A 20,090-nucleotide genomic window follows, 5' to 3' on the forward strand; every position below is an offset into this window, starting at 1 on the left:
TCGAATCCGCCCACCACGGTGGGGCGGCAGGCCGCTGCATGGCCTGTTCAGCCCCCCACCATGGCCTGCACGTGTGGCAGGTTGACCTGGACGACCCGCACGCCCGCGCCGACGAGTGCGCGCAGGTGCTGGACGCCGGCGAGCGCGCGCGGGCGGACCGGTTTGCCTTTGCGCCGCTGCGCCGGCGCTACCTGGCCGCGCATGCGGCGCTGCGCGGGATCCTCGGCCTGTCGCTGGGCCGCGCGCCGGATGCGATCGCGCTGCGCACCGATGCCAATGGCAAGCCCCGCCTGGCCGATGCGCCGCGCCCGCTGCGCTTCAACCTGTCGCACTCGGCCGGCATGGCGCTGGTGGCGGTGTCTTGGCGGCATGAGGTCGGCATCGACCTGGAGCGCTGGTCCGAGCCGGCGCACCTGATGGCGATGGTCAGCCGCTACTTCAGTGCGCTGGAGAAGGACGCCTTCTGGACCCTGCCCGACGAGCAGCGCGTGCGTGGGTTTCACCGCTGGTGGACGTTGAAAGAGGCCTGCCTGAAGGCCACGGGGGTGGGCCTGCGGTTTCCGCTGGACGCCTTCAGCGTCGAGTTCCGCCCGCAGTTCCGGCCGCGGCTGCTGGACGGGCCTTCGACGATGCAGGGGCTGCAACTGTGGTCGCTCGACGTGCCCGGCGCCGGCTGGTCGGCGGCGCTGGCCTGGGCGCAGCCCGGCGCCGGTGGCACGCGGCCGGCGCCCGCCGTTCGGCAATGGTCATGGCAAGGATGGAGGATCTGAGATGTCGTACCTGGACGCATTGACACGGCCCGCGCCACCCGCGCCGGCAGCCCCGTTGGTGACGCGGCCCGCGCGGTCGCCGTGGGTCGGGCTTCAGGCTGGCGCGCCCGACGCGCGCCTGCGCCTGATCGCCTTTCACCACGCGGGGGGCAACGCCGGCTTCTTTCAGCCGTGGCTGAAGGAGTTCCAGTCGCTCGACTGGCTCGAGTTCACCGCGGTGCAGCTGCCGGGCCGCGGCCGGCGGCTGGCCGAGGCACCGTTCACCGAGCTGCCGCCGCTGCTCGACGCGATGGACGAAGGGCTGCGCGAGCTGACCGACCGGCCCTACGTGCTGTTCGGCTTCAGCATGGGCGCGATCCTGGCATTCGAGCTGGCGCTGCGCCGCCAGCGGCAAGGGCACCGCATGCCGGCGGCCCTGGTGCTGGCCGGGCGGGGCGCGCCCCGTGCCGCACGCCCGGCCGTCAGCCGCGCGGCGTTTTCGCGCGACAAGATCGTTCGTGAGCTGACGCGGCTGGGCGGTACCGACCCGGTGCTGCTGCAGGACGGGCCGTTCCTGGACATCTTCATGCGCACCTTCCAGGCCGATTTCGCGATCGCCGATGCCCACCAATGCGCGACGCCCGAGCCGCTGCGCTGCCCGATGCACGTGTGGGGCGGCGCCGACGACCCCGAGGTGTCGATCGAGCGCATCTTCCGCTGGGACGAATTCGCCGGCGATGCCTTCGTCGGGCACCTGTTTCCCGGTGGCCACTTTTTCGTGAGGAGCGCGCACGCGCCCGTGATGGAGAACTTGATGAGAGTACTAGACACCGCCAGGAGGACTTCATGCTGACCTTCATGTTTCCGGGCCAGGGCGCCCAGCACCGCGGCATGGGGGCGGCCTTGTTCGAGCAGTTCCCGCGGCTGGTCGAGCAGGCCAACGCGATCCTCGGCTACGACCTGCCGGCCTTGTGCCAGCAAAGCGGGCCGAAGCTGAACGACACCGCCTTCACCCAGCCAGCGCTGTTCACCGTCAACGCGCTGGCCGAGATGTCGGTGCGCCGCACCGGCGTCGAGCCGGACTACGCGATCGGCCACAGCCTGGGCGAATACAACGCGCTGCTGAGCGCGGGCGTGATCGATTTCGAGACCGGCCTGCAACTGGTGAAGATGCGCGGCGAGCTGATGGCGCGCCAGAACGGCAAGGGCACGATGATTGCGGTGCTCGACCCCGACCTGGCGGGCCTGCAGGCGATCGCCGACGCGCTGTCGCCCGACTTCTGCATTGCCAACGACAACTCGCCCAAGCAGCTGGTGTGCGCCGGCTCGGTGGCGGCGGTCGACGAGGCCTCTCGGCGCATCACCGCCGGCAACGTCGGCAAGGTCGTTCCGCTGAAGGTCAGCGGCGCGTTCCACACCCGTTTCATGGCCGACGCGGCGGCTGAGTTCCGCCAGTTCTGCGCCCGCTTCAGCTTCAAGCCCGGCCGACTGCCGGTGGTCTCGAACCTGAGCGCCCAGCCGCATGACGGGCGCGACTGGCCCGATCGCCTGGCCGAGCACCTGACCCGGCCGGTGCAGTGGCGCCAGACCCTGGCCTACCTGCGCCAGCAAGGGCCGATGCTGTTCCAGGAAGTCGGCCCCGGGACCGTGCTGACCACGCTGGCCAAGGCCAACCTCACCCTTCACTGAACGGGAGTCCACCTCAAATGTTCGAAACCATCACCCAATCCCATGTCGAACGCCTGCGCGAGCATCCGTTCATCCAGCGCTGCCGCGAAGGCACCATCACGCGGCACGAGCTGAACATCTTCCTTGCCCAGCAAGCCAAGTACAGCGGCTACTTCACCCGCTACCTGTGCGCGCTGATCTCCAACCTGCGCGACAACGAAGACGTGATGCGCCTGGCCGAGAACCTGGCCGAGGAGCTTGGCTTCGGCGAGGACGCGGGCGAGCCGCACGCGAAGCTGTTCGCGCGCATGTTGTCCGAGCTGGGCGTGCACCAGCACGAGGTGCCGACCTTCCCCGAGACCGAGCACCTGATCGACACCGCGCTGCACTACTGCAAGCAGCGCAACCCCGCCTACGGGCTGGGTGCCCTGTGCCTGGGTGCCGAGGCCATCGTCGCGCCGCTGTACAGCGACATCATCGAAGGCTTCCTCGCCAACGGCGTCAAGCGCGAGCAGCTGAAGTTCTTCGAGATTCACGTCGAGTGCGATGACGACCATGCCGAGACGATGCGGCAGATCCTGCTGCGCATGCAGTCCGAGCGGCCGCAGGACGCGGCGCTGATCCTGGAAGGCGCGCAGGCCATGATCGACGCGCGCCTGGAGTTCTTCAACGGTGTGCTGGACGGAGCGCAGCAAGCATGTCACTGAGCACCACCCATTCGTCAGGCGATTTCGCCAAGGTCCCCGCCGCACTCGACGCGACGCTGCCGGACCGGCTGCTGCACGCCGACGTCACCGGCAACACCCCCGTTGGTGACCGCGACTTCTCGCACGAGCGCCGGCACCAGGTGAATGTGGTGGACCTGCCCTCGAAGGTCATCAGCATGACCGTCGGCGGCCTGGAGCCGGGGCAGAGCACGCGCAAGCACCGGCACAACTACGAGACGCTGATCTATGTGCTCGAAGGCGAGGGCAAGTCGATCATCGGCGAGCGTGAGGTGGCGTGGAAGCGCGGTGATGCGTTCTATGTCCCGGTCTGGGCCTGGCACCAGCACATCAACCTCAGCCCGCAGCACAAGGCCACCTACCTCGCCTGCGAGAACGCACCGCACCTGCAGAACCTGGGCGTCGCCCTGCGCGAAGAGGCCTGAGCGCCGCCTTCCCCTTTTGATCGCCAACCGAGACCCATCATGTCGAAACTGACAGCGAGCGCCACCGCGCTCCAAGACACCGCCGTGGCCGATGTGGACGCGGCCCCCCCCGCTGCGGCGACGCCGAAGGCGACCCCGCCGGCCGCTGCTGCGCTGCCTGACCCGACCCCCGCGCCGCGCACGGCCGGCAGCGTGCAGTGGTGGTTCGATGCGCGCAAGCTGCCGAGCAAGCGCATCCTGCCGGTGGTCGAGCAAAGCAACTGCACCCACGTCGTGATCGACCACGCCCAGCACCGCGCGTTCACCACCGCCAAGCAAAAGGTGGTCGTCGTCGATGCGTCGGCGCAGTTGAAAGACCTCGAGCCCGGGGCCTGGGTGATGACGCGTGAAGAACCGCTGCGCCGCCAGGCTGCCGCGCTGGGCCACCAGGCAGGCCTGTTCATCGACGTGATGGACCTGGAGCGCGAGTTTCCGTACTGCATCGAGGTCTGCGAGCGCGGCGACGACTTCGTCGTGATCGACATCGAGCATGCCACCTACATCCCGTACGAGCTGCTGCTGGCCAAGACCGAAGGCAAGCCGACCAAGATCTTCCGCAACGTGCCGATCAAGGGCCTGCAGGGCGTGGTCGATGACATCAACCAGTCGCTGAACGCCTTCGCGACGATGGAGCATGGCATCGGTGTGGTGCTGCGCACCGAGCATGCCGAGGTGATCGAGAACCTGTCGCAGCGCATCGAGCAGCGCCGCGACACGCGCATCCAACTGGTCAAGGCGCGCGTCGAAGAGGTGCAGCACACGGGGCTGGGCCACCGCGTCTGCGTCGACTGCACGTCGATGATGTCGGTCGAAGAGGGGATGATCGTCGGCTCGACCGGCTGGGGCGGTTTGTTCGTCTGCTCCGAGACGCACTACCTGCCGCACATGAACCTGCGCGAGTTCCGCGTCAATGCCGGGGCGGTGCACTCGTACATCTGGGGCCCGGACGACAACGTCAAGTACCTCAACGAGATGCAGGCCGGCGCCGAGGTGTTGTGCGTCGATTTGCACGGCAACTCGCGTGTCGTGACGGTGGGCCGGGCCAAGATCGAGCGGCGGCCGATGCTGAAGATCCGCTGCAGCGTCTCGCTCGACAGCGTGACGCCGGAGCTGCGCGACGCGGTGCTGTCGGCAAGCGCCGCCAAGCGCGCGGTGACGCCGAGCCAGGAAACGGTGGCGCTCGAAGACCCGAACCGGGTCTACATCAACGCCTTCTTGCAGAACGACTGGCACGTTCGCCTGATGGGCGCAGACGGCAAAGTGCGGCACGCGACGCTGGTGCAGCCGGGTGACGAGCTGCTGGCGCACGTGGCGCTGCCGGGGCGGCACACCGGCCTGCGGATCACCGAACACATCATCGAGCAGTAGCGCAGCCGCACCAGCGACCGCGCCGGCCCCTCGCGGCCGGCGCCGCATTCGCGGCGGAACATCAATCAGGGAGCCATGATGAAGGACGACATCGTCGACCTGCGCAGCGACACGCTCAGTCGACCCACCCCCGCCATGCTGCAGGCGATGGCGCAGGCCGAGACGGGGGACGATTGTTTTGGCGAAGACAAGACGGTCCATGCATTGGAAGAGCACGTCGCGGGCCTGTTCGGCAAGGAGGCTGCGCTGCTGATGCCCACGGGCACGATGAGCAACCAGGTGGCGCTGCGCGTGCTGGTCGATCGCGGCAACGAAGTCATCTGCGACGCCAGCCACCACATCAACTTCTTCGAGGCGGCGCAAACCGCCGATTTCAGCGGCGTCTCGCTCAACCCGGTGCAGACGCACGACGGCATGCTTGATGTCGCGACGATCCAGTCCGCCATCGAGACACGCGCGCGCTGGAGCCACAGTTATGCCGTACCGAGGCTGGTGTGGCACGAGAACACCGTGAACGGCCGCGGCGGGCGAGTCGTGCCGCTGGCCACGTTGCAGCAGGTGCGCGACTGGACGTCGCAGCAGGGGCTGGCCACTTACATCGACGGTGCCCGGGTGTGGAACGCTTCGGTCGCCACCGGCGTGGGCCTGGCGCAATACGGCCAGACGGCGACGGCCCTGTCGGTCTGCTTCGCCAAGGGGCTGGGTGCGCCAATGGGATCGGCACTGGTCGGCTCGCGCGACGTGATCACCCAGGCGCGCCGCTGGCGCAAATGGTACGGCGGCGGGCTGCACCAGTCGGGCGTGGTGGCGGCCGCGGCACTGTACGCGCTGCGCCACCACCTGCCGCTGCTGGCGGACGACCACGAGAACGCGCGCCACTTCGCGCTCGGGCTGATGGACACCGGTTGTGTCGACGTGGTGGTGCCGGAAACCAACATCGCGCTGTTCGACATCAGCCGCCTGGGCATCGAGCCCGGGCGCTTCGTGTCGATGGCCGACTGGCTGGGGGTCAAGTTGCTGGCCTGGCGCGGGCAGGTGATTCGTGCGGTGTTCTGCCTGAACACGACGCGCAAGCAGACCCTGAACGCGACGACGCGCATCGCCAGCCTGATCGAACGGATCGCGGCGCGCGGCGGCGTTGCCGGCGCGGCTGCCGCCGAAGGCGCTGCGACGAGCTGGGCCGGTGCGTCGACGCCTTGAACGAGAGAAGCAACATGCATGAACCGATGACAGTCAACGGCCTGCCCGATGGCGTGGGAACGCCTGGTCGGCTGGTCCACCAGGCGCGGCGCATCGTGGTGAAAGTGGGTTCTTCGGTTTCATCCGACGACACCGACCGCTGGGGCCCGATCGCCGCCGACATGGCCTGGTTGCACGAGCGTGGAAAGCAGGTGGTGATCGTCGCCTCCGGCGCGGTGGCGCTGGGCCGTGCGGCGCGGCCCTCGATGGGGCACCGGTCGCCGAAGGAGCGGCGCGCGTGCGCCAGCGTCGGCCAGATGCGCCTGACCACCCGGTTGCAGCAGCGCTTCGAGGCCGCGGGCTTGTGCGCCGCGCAGGTCCTCGTGCGGCATGACGATCGGGTCGACCCGGCTGCGGCGCCGCGCCTGGCCGCCTTGCTGGACGACCTGTGCGCCGACGGCGTGGTGCCGATCCTCAACGAGGATGACTGCCACCGGATCGAGGGCGCCTGTTTTGCCGACAACGATCAACTCGCGGCGTGGGTGGCCCAGGTCTGGGCGGCGCAGCTGCTGGTGTTCTTGACGGACGTCGATGGCGTTTTCGACCGCGACCCGGCCAACCCCGATGCGCAGTTGCTGCGCCACCTGGGCGTGGCGGCGCTGCACACCGTCCACCCGGGCGGGGCCGAGGCTGGCGGCAAGGGCACCGGCGGCATGCGCAGCAAGATCGAGGCGGCGCGCCTAGCGGCCGGCCAGGGCTGCAGCTCGGTCATCGCCTCGGGCGCCCGGCCCGCGCCGATCTCGGGCAGCGCGCTGACCGGCCGGTGCACCGTGATCGAAGCCGCTCCACACCTGGCCGACCGGGCCGACCACGATCCAAGACCAACCCGCCGCGCGGGCGAACCCGTGCGCGATGTGATGGAGGCCTGAGGCCATGAGCTCAACCGTTGTTTTTCTCGAAGCCAACGCGACCGGCACCACCTTCGAGGCGATGCAGAAGGCCCGAGCCTGGGGCTGCCACCTGGTGTTCGTCACGATGGATCGGCCGTTCTACGCCGCGCTGGTCGACAACCCGCTGGAGCTGGCGCACGAGGTGGTCGATTGCGACACCTACGACCCGGTGGCGGTACTGCGCGCGCTCGGCGGCATCGCGGTCGACGCGATCGTGTCGTTCGACGACTACCACCTCCCGGTGGCTGCGTTGTGCGCGATGGCCTTAGGGCTGCCGCATGCCGATGTGAACTCGCTGATGGCCGCCCGCTACAAAGACCTGATGCGCCAGCGGCTGGCTGGCTTGCCCGGTGCCGTGCGGTCGCAGGTGATGACCGAGGCCGAGCTGCAGTCGGCCGACCTGCAGGCGCTGGCGTACCCGCTGGTGGTCAAGCCGATCGACGAGAGCGGCAGTGTGGCGGTGCGCCTGTGCCGCGGGCCGGCGGATGTGGAGCAGGCGCTGTCGCAGTTCGGCCAGCACCAGGTGAACCTGCGCCGCTACCGGCCCGTCCGGGCGATGCTGGTCGAGGAGTATGTCGACGGCGACGAGTACAGCTGCGAGCTGCTGTGGGACCGCCAGCGCGAGGAATGGAGCGTCGTCGGCATCACGCGCAAGATCTTGGCGCCGCCGCCGTACTTCGTCGAAGCGGGGCATGTGTTCCCGGCCGAGCTGCCGAGCGACCTGGCCGAGAAGATCGAGGCGCGGGTGCTGATGTGGCTGCAGGCGCTGGGCCTTCGCTGCGCCGCTGCGCATATCGAGTTGCGTGTGCGCGATGGCGAGCCCTGCCTGATCGAGGTCAACCCGCGCCTGGCCGGCGGTTTCATCACCAAGCTGGTGCTGTGGACCACCGGCATCGACATGGTGGAGCACTACCTGGCCTACCACCTGCGCGAAGGCCGGCCGGCGCCGGACCAACCTCCGCGCCACGGATCGGCGGCGATCCGCTTCGTGCTGTCGTCGCAGCTGCAGTCGATCGCGCAGGCGCACCGGATCGACGGCCTGCTGCCGGGGCTGCCAGGCGTCGTGCAGCACAAGCTGAAGGTGGCCGCAGACCCGCGCAATGCGCCGGCCCGGTCCAACTACGACCGGCTCGGCTACGTGCTGCTCGGCACCGCGCCGGGCCAAGCGATCCAGCCCTCGCTCGATGCGCTGGACGAGCTTTTCAACTCGACACTTCAAACAGAGGAGGCTTGAATGCCCTACCGTGTCCTGGTTCTGATTTCGCGACTCAACGAGTACCGACTGGACAACCACTCCATCGTCCCGAACGCGCTGCTGCGCGCGGGCCACCACGTCTCGGTCGGCGACATCGAGACCCTGGGCATCCGCGACAGCACGGTGATCTGCGACCTGTTCGCGCTGGATCGCGAATACCGCGACGGCGTGCCGTTCCCCGACCTGAAGCTGCAGACGGCCAGCGCGGAAGACTTCGACATCGTCTGGGTGCTGACCAACCCGCACCCGACCTTGTTGCTCGACGCGTTCCAGCTGCTGTGGGTGCTGAATCAGCGCGTGCCCTTCGTCAACGATGCGAGCGCGCTGCTGTTCCTGAACAGCAAGATCACCCTGCCGGCGGCGGTGGACCGCGAGCACCTGCCGACCTCGTACGTGTCGAACAGCTTTGACGCCTTGAACGAGGTGGTGTCCTCGGACGAGAACGAGTCGTGGGTGCTCAAGCCCAGCAACGAGGGCTGCGGCTCGGACGTGTACATCGTCAGCCTGAAGACCAAGAACGCACGTGCGCTGCTGCAGTCGACCACCGGCAACGAGATCTGCCGCTACGAGATGTACGGCCGGCCGACGATCGGCCTGTCGCGCAAGTACGTGACGATGCAGCGCTATGTGCCCAACGTCGTTGACAACGAGAAACGGGTGATGCTCTCGGGCGGCGTGCCGTTCTGCGGTTTCCGCCGCTTCCACCACGAACTGGACCACCGGGGCAACGTGACGCTGGGCAATGCCTTCGAGGGCCTGCAGCTGACGCCCGAGGAAGACCACTTCTGCCGCGCGCTGGGCCAGAGTCTGATGGACCAGGGTGTCTACTTCGCCGGCATCGACCTGGCGTATCCGTATGTGCTCGAGCTGAACCTGGCCAACCCCGGCGGGCTCAACTATTCGTTCCGCGCTACCGGCCGCGACCAGTCGTCCGAGGCGATCGAGCTGCTGTTCGCCGCGCTGCAGGCCAAGGGGCGCCTGCGGCCGCGCCGCGCTGAACGCGCGGCCGGCCCAGCCGCAGACGACGAGCAACCGTGCGCGCTGGAAGCAACGCCGTGACCCTGGCCGACACCGGCGAGCAGCCGGGCCGCCCGCCGATCGGCGGGCGCCTGGCGCTGCTGCTGGCCAGCGAGCTGGCCGGTGCCCTTGGCGTCGAGTTCTTCAACCTGACGGTGGTCTGGCACCTGGTGAAGCTGCTCGGGGCGAACAGCGCCTACTACCTGGTCATCATGCTGGTGTGCGCGGTGGTGTCTGGCGTGTTCGGTGCCGGGCTGTTCGAGCGGGTGCGGCCATTTCGCTGCACGGCAGGCTTGAACGTGGTCCGCTGGGTGGCTGCCGGCCTGGCACTGGCCTGCATCGCCGGCCACTGGATGTTGCCGCTGCTGCTGCTGGCCAGCCTGTGCATGTCGGCGTCGCGGCCGCATCTGGACGCGGCATTGATCGGCGGCCTGAGCACCCTCGGCCTGGACGACGCGGCGATGCAGCGCGCCAACGCGTTGGTGGACAACACCGCGCGCCTGTCGCGCATTGCCGGCCCCGGCGTGGCGGCGCTGATGGCGTGGACCGGTGGAGAAACGCTGGCGTTGATGCTGACCTTGGGCTGCTTCGCCGGTGCGGCGCTGCTGCAGTGGCACCTGGATCGGCAGACCGGGCCGGTGAGCCGGCCGGCCGCCACCGGGCAGGTGTCGTACTGGAGCGGTCTGTTCTCTGGCTTTCGGCTGGCCGGCCGGTCGCCGGCGCTGGTTTATTGCTTCATCTCGCAGATGTTCAACGCCGGGGCGTGGTACCTGGGCTTCGTCTTCTCGGCCGCCCTCGTGCTGTCGTCGGCGCCGGCCACCGGGCCGAGCCTGGGTGGCCTGGGTGGGTTTGCCGTGGCGACGTTGTGCTACGGGCTGGGCAACATCGCCGGCAACATCGTGACGTCGCGCGTGTCGATCAGCCGCCCGATGCACCTGGTGGTGCTGGGCCGCGCGGTGGCGGCGATCGGCTACTTGCTGCTGGCCACGGCGGGCGGCGCGTTGCCGGCCATCTGCTTGTTTGCCGCGGTGATTGCGCTCGGCACGCCACCGGCGGATCTGGCCTTTCTGAAGATCCTGCAGGCGGGGCACGACTGGCACGCCGTCACCAAGCTCTACCGGGTCAAGCTCGTTGCCGAGTACGCCGGAATGCTGTTGATGATGGGCAGCGCACCGTGGCTGCTGTCGCTGATGCCGCCGGCCGGGGTGATCACCTGCTGCGGCGCGGTGATGGCGGTGGTGGCCCTGGCCGGCCAGCTGTTGCTCAAGAAGAAGGTTTTCACCGCCCCCATTTACCTCAACCAGTCTGGTTCATCGTTGCCATGATGCTTCATCCGAACTACCTTCATTCCTGGGAAGACTACCTGCGCGAGCACGGTGGCGACGTGCTGTCCGAGTGCGGCGTTTTCCAGCGGCGCTTGTACCGGCTCAAGCGGACGATCCTCTTCCCGCCGCCGCTGTTCGACAAGCGCGCGGTCGATGAGCTGGCCGAGGCCGCGGTCGACCTGGTGAAGATCGTCGGCTCGATCCCCGAGCGCATCTTCGGTGGTGACCACCGCGCGTGGATGCGCTTCTTGGCCATGCCGCAGGCCGACGCGGAGTTCCTCGCGCCGCTGTGTCGGCCCCGCCTGCTGGCGCGCGCGACGCAGTTCGCGCGGCCCGATTTCCTTCTGTCCGACTCGGGGCCGCGCGTGACCGAAATCAACATCTCGACGCCGATCGGCGGCATGGCCACTTGCGAGCCGTATGTCGACGAGTTTGCCAACACCGGCTTTGCGCGCCATCTGGCCCGGCAGGGCGCCTGCTTCGACACGCCCGCGACCTCGGAGCTCTGGCTGCAGGCGTTGATGGCGCAGTGCCCGCTGGCGCGGGCCACCGAAGCGCCGATCATGTTCGAGGCGCTGGCGAACCCGGCCGACAGCGACGCGAGCCGCCAGGCCTTCGTCAACCTGGCCGCGCGGGCCGGCTTCACCGTGGTCAGCGGCCTGATCACCGACCTGACGATCTCGGCCAGCGGTGTCTTCATCCACGGCCAGCGGGTGCACACCGTCTACACGATGTTCACGTGGAACGAGCTGAAACGCTTCGTGCCGTACCCGCTGGTGCGCGCGCTGGTGGCCGCCGAGGACGACGGTCTGGTCGACTTCGTCGGCGCGCCGGTCAGCGCGCTGTTCGACCACAAGGCCAATCTCGAGCTGCTCAGCTCGCCGGCCTACGAGGGTCACTACACCGCCGCCGAATGGGCGCTGCTCAAGCGCGTGGTGCCGCTGACCTTCCGCGTCACTGACGCGTGGGTCGACCGGGCGATCGAGATGAGGCAAAGCCTGGTGATGAAGCCCGGCGACGAATACGGCGGCCGGGGCGTGACGTTCGGCGCTGATACTGCGCCCGAGCAGTGGGCGCACATGGTGCGCGAGGCCGTCGCGTGCGGCAAGCTGCACGTGTGCCAAGAAGTGGTCAAGGGCAGCTGGCGCCACGAGGTGGCGATGCCCGACCATCGGCGCCGCTACATCGCCTGCCTGGGGCCGATGGTGTTCGGCGGCCTGTACGCCGGGCTGGCCGTGCGACAGACCATGCAAGGCGGCGAGACGCCGGTCATCAACGTGTCCAACGGGGCAGAAGAGGGCTGCGGCCTGGCCGTCTGGTGACGCGGCGCTGACGCAGTCGATTCGCTAGGGTTTGCCGCCACCGCGCTGCAATACACCCCCCAGCGCGGCCTTGTTCGACACGCCCAGCTTGAGATAACACTCGCGCAGATAGCCGCGCACGGTGGCGGGCGACAGGCCGAGCTGGCGCGCGATCTCCTTGTACGAATCGCCGGCGGCGTAGGCGCGGGCGATGGTCTCTTCGCGCCGCGTCAGGCCGTGGCCGATGCGCGAGCGCACGGTGATGCGGCGGCCCGGGGCGTTGCTGCCCAGCGGCTCGACGCCGACCTCGATCGATTGGCCTTGCCACTGGCCCTGCCCGGCCAGCAGCAAGGGCTGCAGCGGCAGCGGCAACGGGCCGCCCGGCCAGGCGGGGAACTCGCGCACCAGCAGGTGGCAGAAGTCGGGCGATGCGTGGCGCAGGTAGCCGGCCGCGTCGGTTTGGGCCTGGTGCTCGCCGGCCGCAGCGAACTGGCGGCGCAGCCCCAGCCGCCAGTGGGTCTGCTCGGTCTGCACCAGGTGCGGTACCAGCAGTTCGACGACGCCGCGCTCGTCTTCGCTGAACACTGGCTGCGCCTGGCCGCGAAACAGCGAGACGAAGTTGTACAGGCCGGTGCTCTCGTCCGGCACCAGGGTCGACAAGGCGCAGTGCAGGCCGTAGCGGGTATCGAAGGCGGCTTCGGCGGGGGTGATCGGCCCCTCGCCATCGTCCAGCACGGTGATGCCGGGTTGCTCGGCGCAGCGGCGGGCCAGTGCGTCGACATCGGCAATGCCCCACCAGTCCTCGATGAACGCGGGCGGCAGCCGGTGCAGGTAACCCTGCATCACCGACACCTGGCCCGCCTGCGGGTTGGCGATGCCCCACCAGGCCGAGGCGAACGGAACGGCGGGCTCCAGCAGCGTCAGCGCGGCGCAGCGAAAACCTTCCGGCGGCGTCTCGACCGCCAGCCGCTGCCAGGCCAGCACGAGCGCGGAGAAGCGGGCGAGATCCATCGCCCGGCAGCTTAGCGCGGAGCGACCCGTGCATCTGCAGGGTTGGCTGCGCGATGCCCGCCGGCCAGAGTGCAGACCACAGTGAAGCCAGCGCCACCGAGCGCAAGGAGACGAGCATCGTGCCGAGCCAACAGCGAACCCCGTTCCGCCGGATCCCCTTCAAATTCGCCGCCAGCGTCGCCGTCCTGGCCCTCGGCGGCCTTGCGGGCTGCCTGGGCTGGGGCGACGACCGCCCCGAGCCCGCGACGATGGTGCTGCGCGGCGGCACCGTGCGCACCATGGATGCACAGGGCCGCACCGCGACGGCGGTGGCCGTGCGCGGCGAACGCATCGTGGCGGTGGGTAGCGACGCCGAAGTCTCCGGCTACATCGGCCACGACACGCAAGTCATCGAGCTCAAGGGCCGCACACTGCTGCCGGGCTTCATCGACAGCCACATCCACCCGGCGATGGGTGCCGAGCGGCTGGCCCAGTGCAGCGTCGATGGCGTTGCGCTCGGCGTCGACGAGATCGTGGCTTACGCGCTGAGCGACTGTCTGCCCACCGAGCCCCAACCGGTGCCGGCCGGCAAGTGGATCGAGATCGCCAACGTCAACCCGACCAACTTCGTCGCAACGGCGGCCGACCTGGACCGCATCAGCGCCACCCGCCCAGTCGCGCTGCACGGCATCGACGGCCACACCGAGTGGGTCAACAGCAAGGCGCTGCAACTGGCCGGCATCACCGCCGTCACAGTCGACCCACCGGGCGGCCAGATCGAGCGCGACGCGCACGGCAACCCCACCGGCTTCCTGAAGGACGCGGCACAAGGCCTGGTCGATTCGATCATCCCGCCGCTGACGCTGGACGAGCGGGTGGCGCTGGCGCAGCAGGCGCTGGACATCATCCGCTCCAAGGGCATCACCTCGGTGCAGGACGCGTGGGCCAGCGAGTCGGCGCTGCAGGTCTACGAGACGCTCGAAGCCGCCGGCACGCTGAAGATGCGGGTGCGCGCGGCGCTGATGTCCGACATCGTCGACGACGAGGCCGAGTACCAGCGCCTGATCGGCCTGCGCGCCAAGTACGCGACGCATCCGCTGATCCAGGCCGACGCGGTGAAGATCTTTTCTGACGGCGTGATCGAGTACCCGACGCAGACCGCCGCGATGATCAAGCCCTACCTCGACGAGCACGGCCAGCCGACCACCAACCACGGCGGCCGCTACTTCGACCAGGCGGTGCTGAACCGCTATGTGGCGCGGCTCGACAAGGAAGGTTTCACGATCCACACCCACTCGATCGGCGACTACACCACGCACGCGGTGCTGGATGCGCTGGAAGTCGCAAAGCAGGCCAACGGTGCCACCGACAACCGGCACCAGATCGCGCACCTGCAGATCGTCGATCCGGCCGATTTCGCGCGCTTCAAGGCGCTGGGCGTCTACGCCAACATGCAGTTGTTCTGGGCCCAGCCCGACGAGTATTCGATCGACGCGGTGCAGCCCTACATCCTGCCCGAGACGCACCGCTACATGTACCCCGCCGGCAGCCTGAAGGCCGCGGGCGCCACGCTGGTGGGCGGCAGCGATTGGCCGGTGGACGCACTGCCGGGCGACCCGATGCCGAACACGCCGATGTCGGCCACGCAGATCGCCGTCACCCGCACCGGCCCGTTTGCCGATTCACCGTATGTCGGCCAGACCCTGCACGCCGAAGAGGTGGTGCCGGTGGCCGACATGATCGCGGCCTACACCGTCAACGCGGCCCAGGCGCTGCGGCTGGACAGCAAGGTCGGCACGATCGAGGTCGGCAAACTGGCCGACTTCGTGGTGCTCGACCATGATCCGTACACCACGCCGGCGGACCAGCTGATGCAGGTCGCGGTGACCCACACGGTGTTCAACGGGGGCCTGGTCTACGACGCCGCGAACCTGGCGGCCAGCAGCACCGTGGCGCGGCGCCAGCGCGCGGCAACCACGCTGCAAGCGCTGGCCCACAAGGCGCTGCCGCAACGGGTATGGCGCGACCACAGTACGCACGCCGGCCCAGGCCACGCGGCGCACTGAACCTGGCGCTGCCCGGCCTACCAGTCGGCCGGCTCGTTGAACATCGGATTGGTCAAGGCCGTCAGCTGGTGGTCGCGCCAGGCGCCGGCGATGAACAGGTAATCCTTGGCCAGCCCCTCGGGGCGGAACCCCAAGCGGGCCAGCACCGCCGCACTGCGCTTGTTCTCGGGCCGGTAGGCGGCCTGGATGCGGTGCAGGTTGACCTGCGGCGAGAACATCTCGTCGATCGCCGCGGACAGCGCCTCGTGCATCAACCCGCGGCCCTGGCAGAGCTCGTCGAGCGAATAGCCCAGCACGCAGCTGTGGAACGCGCCGCGGGAGACCTGGCTGAAATGCACCGAGCCGATGACCCGCGCCGGCTCGCCCGACAGCGACAGCCAGTACCGAAAACCCACTCCCTCCGCAAAGGCCTTCAACCCCAGGCGAATGCGCTCGGCCTGCGTGGCCGTGGTGTAGAAGCTGTCGGCGGTCGGCGGGTCCCACGGCGCGAAGTGGCGCCGGTTGCGGCGGTGGAAATCAGCCACCGATTCGGCCAGGGTTTCATCGCCGGCTTGCAGCAGCAAGCGCTCGGTCGTGATCTCGCGGCGGGCGGGGGTCAGGTCCATGGGGGCGAAGCGTAATGCAAGCAGGGCATGGGTTGGTCCCCGGCCTAACGGGGTTGCAAATGCCCCAACGGCAACGCCGCCCCCGCCTTCACCTCGCCCAGCGAAAAGCTGGTGTGCAGGTCTTTCACATTGGGCAGCTTGAACAGGGTGTCCATCGTCCAGCGTGAGTAGGCGTCGAGGTCGGTCACCAGCACCTGTAGCTCGAAGGTGCCGGCGCCCGAGATGTAGTGGCAGGCGATGACTTCAGGCAGCTTGCGGATCGCGGCTTCCAGCGCCTGCGTGGCGGCGGCGTTGTCGCGGTCGGTGTCCACGCGCACGAAGGCGAGCACGCCCAGGCCGATCTTGCGGCGGTCGATCTCGGCGCGGTAGCCGGTGATCACGCCCAGCTCTTCGAGCCGGCGCACGCGGCGCCAGGTGGGGGCGGCCGACAAGCCGATGGTGGCGGCCAAGTCGGCGTTCGACTGGCGCGCGTCGCGCTGCAGCGCGTCGAGGATCGCGACGTCGTAGCGGTCCAGCGTGACGCCGGCGGCGGTCGAGACGGGAACACCGGCGCCCGATGTGTCGGTGCTACTGGTTTTCCCTGATTTTGCGGGCTTCGGCAAACTTGGTTCTCTTCGAAAGAAATTTGAGCAAGATTGTTTCTCGAACCATGCTCCCGAGGCAATCAAAAGAAAGCACCTGTCGCGCCCTTGCTTCTACACTTTGCGCATTCCCCCTCTTCGCCAAGGCGCGCAGGCCACGAGCCTGATGCGCCTTCGCGCGCACCTCTCCTGCCCGCCACCGCTGCCCCTTTAGGAGCCTCGCTCGCCATGAACGCCCCGCTGTCCGACTCGATTCGCAAGGCCCTGGAATCGGTCACGCTCGACGACAAGTACGCACTACCGACCGGTCGTGCCTTCATGAGTGGTGTGCAGGCGCTGGTGCGCCTGCCGATGCTGCAGCGCACGCGCGATGCCCGCAACGGCCTGAACACCGCCGGCTTCATCAGCGGCTACCGCGGCTCGCCGCTGGGCACCTATGACCAGGCGCTGTGGGGGGCCAAGAAGCACCTGGCGGCCAACCATGTCGTGTTTCAGCCGGGCGTCAACGAAGAGCTCGGCGCCACGGCCGTCTGGGGTACCCAGCAGCTCGACCTGTTCAAGGAGAAGGCCAAGTACGACGGCGTCTTCGGCATCTGGTACGGCAAGGGCCCGGGTGTGGACCGCTGCATCGACGTGTTCAAGCACGCTAACATGGCCGGCACCAGCAAGCATGGCGGTGTGATTGCGATAGCCGGCGACGACCACGTATCGAAGAGCTCGACCGCGCCGCACCAGAGCGACCACGTGTTCAAGGCCTGCGGCTTCCCGACCTTCTTCCCGAGCAACGTGCAGGACATCCTCGACATGGGCCTGCACGCCTATGCAATGAGCCGTTTCTCGGGCCTGTGGAGCGGCATGAAGACGATCCAGGAGGTCGTCGAATCGGGCTCCAGCGTCAGCGTCGACCCCGACCGCGTGAAGATCATCATGCCCGAGGACTTCCAGATGCCGGCGGGTGGCCTGCACATCCGCTGGCCCGATCCGCCGCTCGAGCAAGAGGCGCGGATGATGGACTACAAGTGGTACGCCGCGCTGGCCTATGTGCGTGCCAACAAGCTGAACTACAACGTCGTCGAATCGGCGCACGACCGCTTCGGCATCATCGCCAGCGGCAAGGCCTTCAACGACATGCGCCAGGCGCTGAGCGACCTGGGGCTGGACGACGACACCTGCCGCGCGCTCGGCATCCGCGTGCACAAGGTCAACGTGGTGTGGCCGCTGGAAGCGACCATCACGCGCGACTTCGCGACCGGCCTGCAAGAGATCCTCGTCGTCGAAGAAAAGCGCCAGGTCATCGAGTACCAGATCAAGGAGCAGCTCTACGGCTGGCGCTCGGACGTGCGGCCGAACGTGATCGGCAAGTTCCAGGAGCAAGAGGGTGATCTCTCCGGCGGCGAATGGTCGATGCCGAACCCGAGCGAGAACTGGCTGCTGCGCGCCAAGGCCGACCTGACGCCGGCGATCATCGCCAAGGCGATCGCCAAGCGGCTGAAGAAGCTGGGCGTGCCGGCCGATGTGGCCGCTCGCATGGACGAGCGCATCGCCGTCATCACTGCCAAGGAACAGGCACTCGCTGCGCTCGAAGTGAAGACCGGCGACCGCACGCCGTGGTTCTGCTCGGGCTGCCCGCACAACACCAGCACCCGCGTGCCCGAGGGCTCGCGCGCGGTGGCCGGCATCGGCTGCCACTACATGGTCAACTGGATGCCGGGCCGCCGCACCGAGACCTTCACGCAGATGGGCGGCGAGGGCGTGCCCTGGGTCGGCCAGGCGCCGTTCACCAACGAGCAGCACATCTTCTCGAACCTGGGCGACGGCACCTACTTCCACAGCGGCATCCTGGCGATCCGCCAGTCGATCGCCTCGGGTGTCAACATCACCTACAAGATCCTCTACAACGACGCGGTCGCGATGACCGGCGGCCAGCGCGTGGGCGAGCGCCCCGAAGGCCACTCGGTGATCCAGATCATGAACAGCGTGGTCAGCGAAGGCGTGGCCAAGCTGGTGATCGTGACCGACGAGCCGGGCAAGTACGACGGCGTGGCGCTGGCCCCCGGCGTGACCGTGCACCACCGCGACGAGCTGGACCATATCCAGCGCGAGTTCCGCGAGCTCAAGGGCACCACCGCGATCATCTACGACCAGACCTGCGCGACCGAGAAGCGCCGCCGCCGCAAGCGCGGCACGATGGCCGATGTCGAGAAGCGCGTGGTCATCAACGAGCTGGTCTGCGAAGGCTGCGGCGATTGCTCGGTGCAAAGCAACTGCGTTTCGGTCGAACCGCTGGAGACCGAGTTCGGCCGCAAGCGCCAGATCAACCAGAACTCCTGCAACAAGGACTTCTCGTGCGTGAAGGGCTTCTGCCCGAGCTTCGTCACCGTCGAAGGCGGCGCGCTGAAGAAGCCGAAGAAGGGCAGCGGCCCGAACCTGGCCAGCCTGCCCGGCATCCCCGAGCCCACGCTGCCGGCCTGTGAATCGGCCTGGGGCATCGTCGTCGCCGGCGTCGGCGGCACGGGGGTCATCACGATCGGCCAATTGCTGGGCATGGCCGCGCACCTGGAAGGCAAGGGCATCGTCACGCAAGACGCGGCGGGCCTGGCGCAAAAGGGTGGTGCCACCTGGAGCCACGTGCAGATCGCCGAGAACCAGGACGCGATCCACACCACCAAGGTCGACACCGCAAAGGCCGACCTGATCATCGGCTGCGATGCGATCGTGGCGGCGAGCAAGACCACGCTGAGCGCAATGCACCCCGAGCGCACCTTCGTGGCGCTCAACAACCACTCGACGCCGACGGCCAGCTTCGTCACCGACACCGAGTGGACCTTCCCCGCCGGCCAGTGCGAGCAGGCGATCTCGGCCGCAGTGGGCGCGAACCACTTCGCCACCTTCGACGCCGAAGAAGCCGCCACGCAACTGCTGGGCGATTCGATCTACACCAACCCGCTGATGCTGGGCTTCGCCTGGCAGCACGGCCGCATCCCGCTCAGCCACGCATCGCTGATGCGCGCGATGGAGCTCAACGGCGTGCAGATCGAGAAGAACAAGGACGCCTTCGAATGGGGCCGTCGCTGCGCACACGACCTGGCGTCGGTCAAGGCGCTGTTCAAGGCCGCCGCGGTGATCCAGTTCGTCAAGCGCCCGTCGCTCGACGAGATGATCACCAAGCGCGTCGAGTTCCTGACCGGCTACCAGCATGGCGCCTACGCGGCCGAGTACAAGGCCTTCGTCGACAAGGTGCGCGCCGCTGAAGCCAAGCTCGGCACGAGCACGCGCCTGAGCGAGGCCGTGGCCCGCTACCTGTTCAAGCTGATGGCCTACAAGGACGAGTACGAGGTCGCCCGCCTGCACACCGACGCGAGCTTCCTGGCCAAGCTCAACGCGCAGTTCGAAGGCGACTTCAAGCTGGTGCACCACCTGGCGCCGCCGCTGTTCGCGAAGAAGAACGACCAGGGCGAGCTGATCAAGAAGCCGTTCGGCCCGTGGATGCGTTCGGCATTTGGCCTGCTGGCCAAGATGAAGGGCCTGCGCGGCACCTCGTTCGACATCTTCGGCTACACCGAAGAGCGCCGCACCGAGCGTGCGCTGATCGGCGAATACCGCGCCGCGATCGACGAGCTGCTGGCCGGCCTGTCGGCCGACAGGCTGCCGCTGGCGGTCGAGATCGCCAAGCTGCCCGAAGACATCCGCGGCTACGGCCACGTGAAGGAGCGCCACCTGAAGGCGGCGCGCGCCAAGTGGACCGAGCTGATGGCGCGTTGGCGCCAGCCGGCCCGGCAGCCGGCCGCGCAGGCCGCCACATCAGTCTGATACGACTGTTTCTGCTTCGTGAAACGCCGTCGCGGCA

17 protein-coding genes are annotated in these 20,090 nt (G+C 68.4%); 14 read left to right on the plus strand and 3 right to left on the minus strand.

The genetic code is table 11. The features are described 5' to 3' along the window. The first annotated feature begins 38 nt into the window (after nucleotides 1–38). From ACE3SG_RS00900 to ACE3SG_RS00955, 12 genes are all read left to right on the plus strand, one after another. Nucleotides 39–770, plus strand: coding sequence for a 4'-phosphopantetheinyl transferase superfamily protein (locus ACE3SG_RS00900; RefSeq protein WP_374562013.1), 732 nt, complete (start codon nucleotides 39–41; stop codon nucleotides 768–770). Between the two features lies 1 nt (nucleotide 771). After that, nucleotides 772–1,602: a thioesterase II family protein gene (locus ACE3SG_RS00905; RefSeq protein ID WP_374562015.1), complete on the plus strand. Its 831-nt coding sequence runs from the start codon at nucleotides 772–774 to the stop codon at nucleotides 1,600–1,602. Next, nucleotides 1,596–2,438 (plus strand): ACP S-malonyltransferase, encoded by an 843-nt coding sequence (fabD, locus tag ACE3SG_RS00910; RefSeq protein ID WP_374562017.1) that lies wholly within the window; start codon nucleotides 1,596–1,598, stop codon nucleotides 2,436–2,438. The genes ACE3SG_RS00905 and fabD overlap by 7 nt, the downstream gene beginning before the upstream one ends. 17 nt (nucleotides 2,439–2,455) lie before the next feature. Further along, entirely contained in the window at nucleotides 2,456–3,124 is a 669-nt protein-coding gene (locus ACE3SG_RS00915) for a TenA family transcriptional regulator (RefSeq protein ID WP_374562018.1), read from the plus strand. Then, nucleotides 3,115–3,567 carry a cupin domain-containing protein gene (locus ACE3SG_RS00920; protein WP_374562020.1) on the plus strand — a complete coding sequence of 151 codons (453 nt, stop codon included), beginning with the start codon at nucleotides 3,115–3,117 and terminating at the stop codon, nucleotides 3,565–3,567. The genes ACE3SG_RS00915 and ACE3SG_RS00920 overlap by 10 nt, the downstream gene beginning before the upstream one ends. A 39-nt stretch (nucleotides 3,568–3,606) precedes the next feature. Next, entirely contained in the window at nucleotides 3,607–4,974 is a 1,368-nt protein-coding gene (locus ACE3SG_RS00925) for a 3-dehydroquinate synthase II (protein WP_374562023.1), read from the plus strand. 78 nt (nucleotides 4,975–5,052) lie between these two features. Beyond that, nucleotides 5,053–6,174, plus strand: a complete 1,122-nt coding sequence (locus ACE3SG_RS00930) for a low specificity L-threonine aldolase (RefSeq protein WP_374562025.1) — start codon at nucleotides 5,053–5,055, stop codon at nucleotides 6,172–6,174. A gap of 14 nt (nucleotides 6,175–6,188) precedes the next feature. Then, nucleotides 6,189–7,082, plus strand: coding sequence for a hypothetical protein (locus ACE3SG_RS00935; RefSeq protein ID WP_374562027.1), 894 nt, complete (start codon nucleotides 6,189–6,191; stop codon nucleotides 7,080–7,082). 4 nt (nucleotides 7,083–7,086) lie between these two features. Next, nucleotides 7,087–8,337 (plus strand): ATP-grasp domain-containing protein, encoded by a 1,251-nt coding sequence (locus ACE3SG_RS00940; protein ID WP_374562029.1) that lies wholly within the window; start codon nucleotides 7,087–7,089, stop codon nucleotides 8,335–8,337. After that, a complete protein-coding gene (locus ACE3SG_RS00945) occupies nucleotides 8,338–9,417 on the plus strand; it encodes a hypothetical protein (protein WP_374562030.1) in 1,080 nt (359 codons plus the stop codon). After that, entirely contained in the window at nucleotides 9,414–10,700 is a 1,287-nt protein-coding gene (locus ACE3SG_RS00950; RefSeq protein WP_374562031.1) for a hypothetical protein, read from the plus strand. The genes ACE3SG_RS00945 and ACE3SG_RS00950 overlap by 4 nt, the downstream gene beginning before the upstream one ends. Then, a complete protein-coding gene (locus ACE3SG_RS00955) occupies nucleotides 10,700–12,022 on the plus strand; it encodes a hypothetical protein (RefSeq protein ID WP_374562032.1) in 1,323 nt (440 codons plus the stop codon). Before ACE3SG_RS00950 ends, ACE3SG_RS00955 begins: the two co-directional genes overlap by 1 nt. Before the next feature lie 24 nt (nucleotides 12,023–12,046). Here the strand turns inward: ACE3SG_RS00955 and ACE3SG_RS00960 are convergent, their stop codons facing one another. After that, entirely contained in the window at nucleotides 12,047–13,012 is a 966-nt protein-coding gene (locus ACE3SG_RS00960; RefSeq protein WP_374562033.1) for a response regulator transcription factor, read from the minus strand. Between the two features lie 53 nt (nucleotides 13,013–13,065). Between ACE3SG_RS00960 and ACE3SG_RS00965 the strand changes: the two genes are divergently transcribed. Beyond that, nucleotides 13,066–15,057 carry an amidohydrolase gene (locus tag ACE3SG_RS00965; RefSeq protein ID WP_374562034.1) on the plus strand — a complete coding sequence of 664 codons (1,992 nt, stop codon included), beginning with the start codon at nucleotides 13,066–13,068 and terminating at the stop codon, nucleotides 15,055–15,057. Nucleotides 15,058–15,074: 17 nt separating this feature from the next. On the opposite strand, the gene ACE3SG_RS00970 is transcribed toward ACE3SG_RS00965, so the two are convergent. Continuing rightward, complete coding sequence (locus ACE3SG_RS00970) at nucleotides 15,075–15,662, minus strand: GNAT family N-acetyltransferase (protein WP_374562035.1); 588 nt, start codon at nucleotides 15,660–15,662, stop codon at nucleotides 15,075–15,077. A gap of 44 nt (nucleotides 15,663–15,706) precedes the next feature. After that, nucleotides 15,707–16,264, minus strand: a complete 558-nt coding sequence (locus tag ACE3SG_RS00975; protein ID WP_374562036.1) for an Lrp/AsnC family transcriptional regulator — start codon at nucleotides 16,262–16,264, stop codon at nucleotides 15,707–15,709. A 207-nt stretch (nucleotides 16,265–16,471) separates the two neighbouring features. Between ACE3SG_RS00975 and ACE3SG_RS00980 the strand changes: the two genes are divergently transcribed. Then, nucleotides 16,472–20,053, plus strand: coding sequence for an indolepyruvate ferredoxin oxidoreductase family protein (locus ACE3SG_RS00980; RefSeq protein WP_374562037.1), 3,582 nt, complete (start codon nucleotides 16,472–16,474; stop codon nucleotides 20,051–20,053). Nucleotides 20,054–20,090: the final 37 nt, after the last annotated feature.

Source organism: Ideonella sp. (assembly GCF_041914305.1).
Taxonomy (GTDB): Bacteria; Pseudomonadota; Gammaproteobacteria; order Burkholderiales; family Burkholderiaceae_C; genus Ideonella.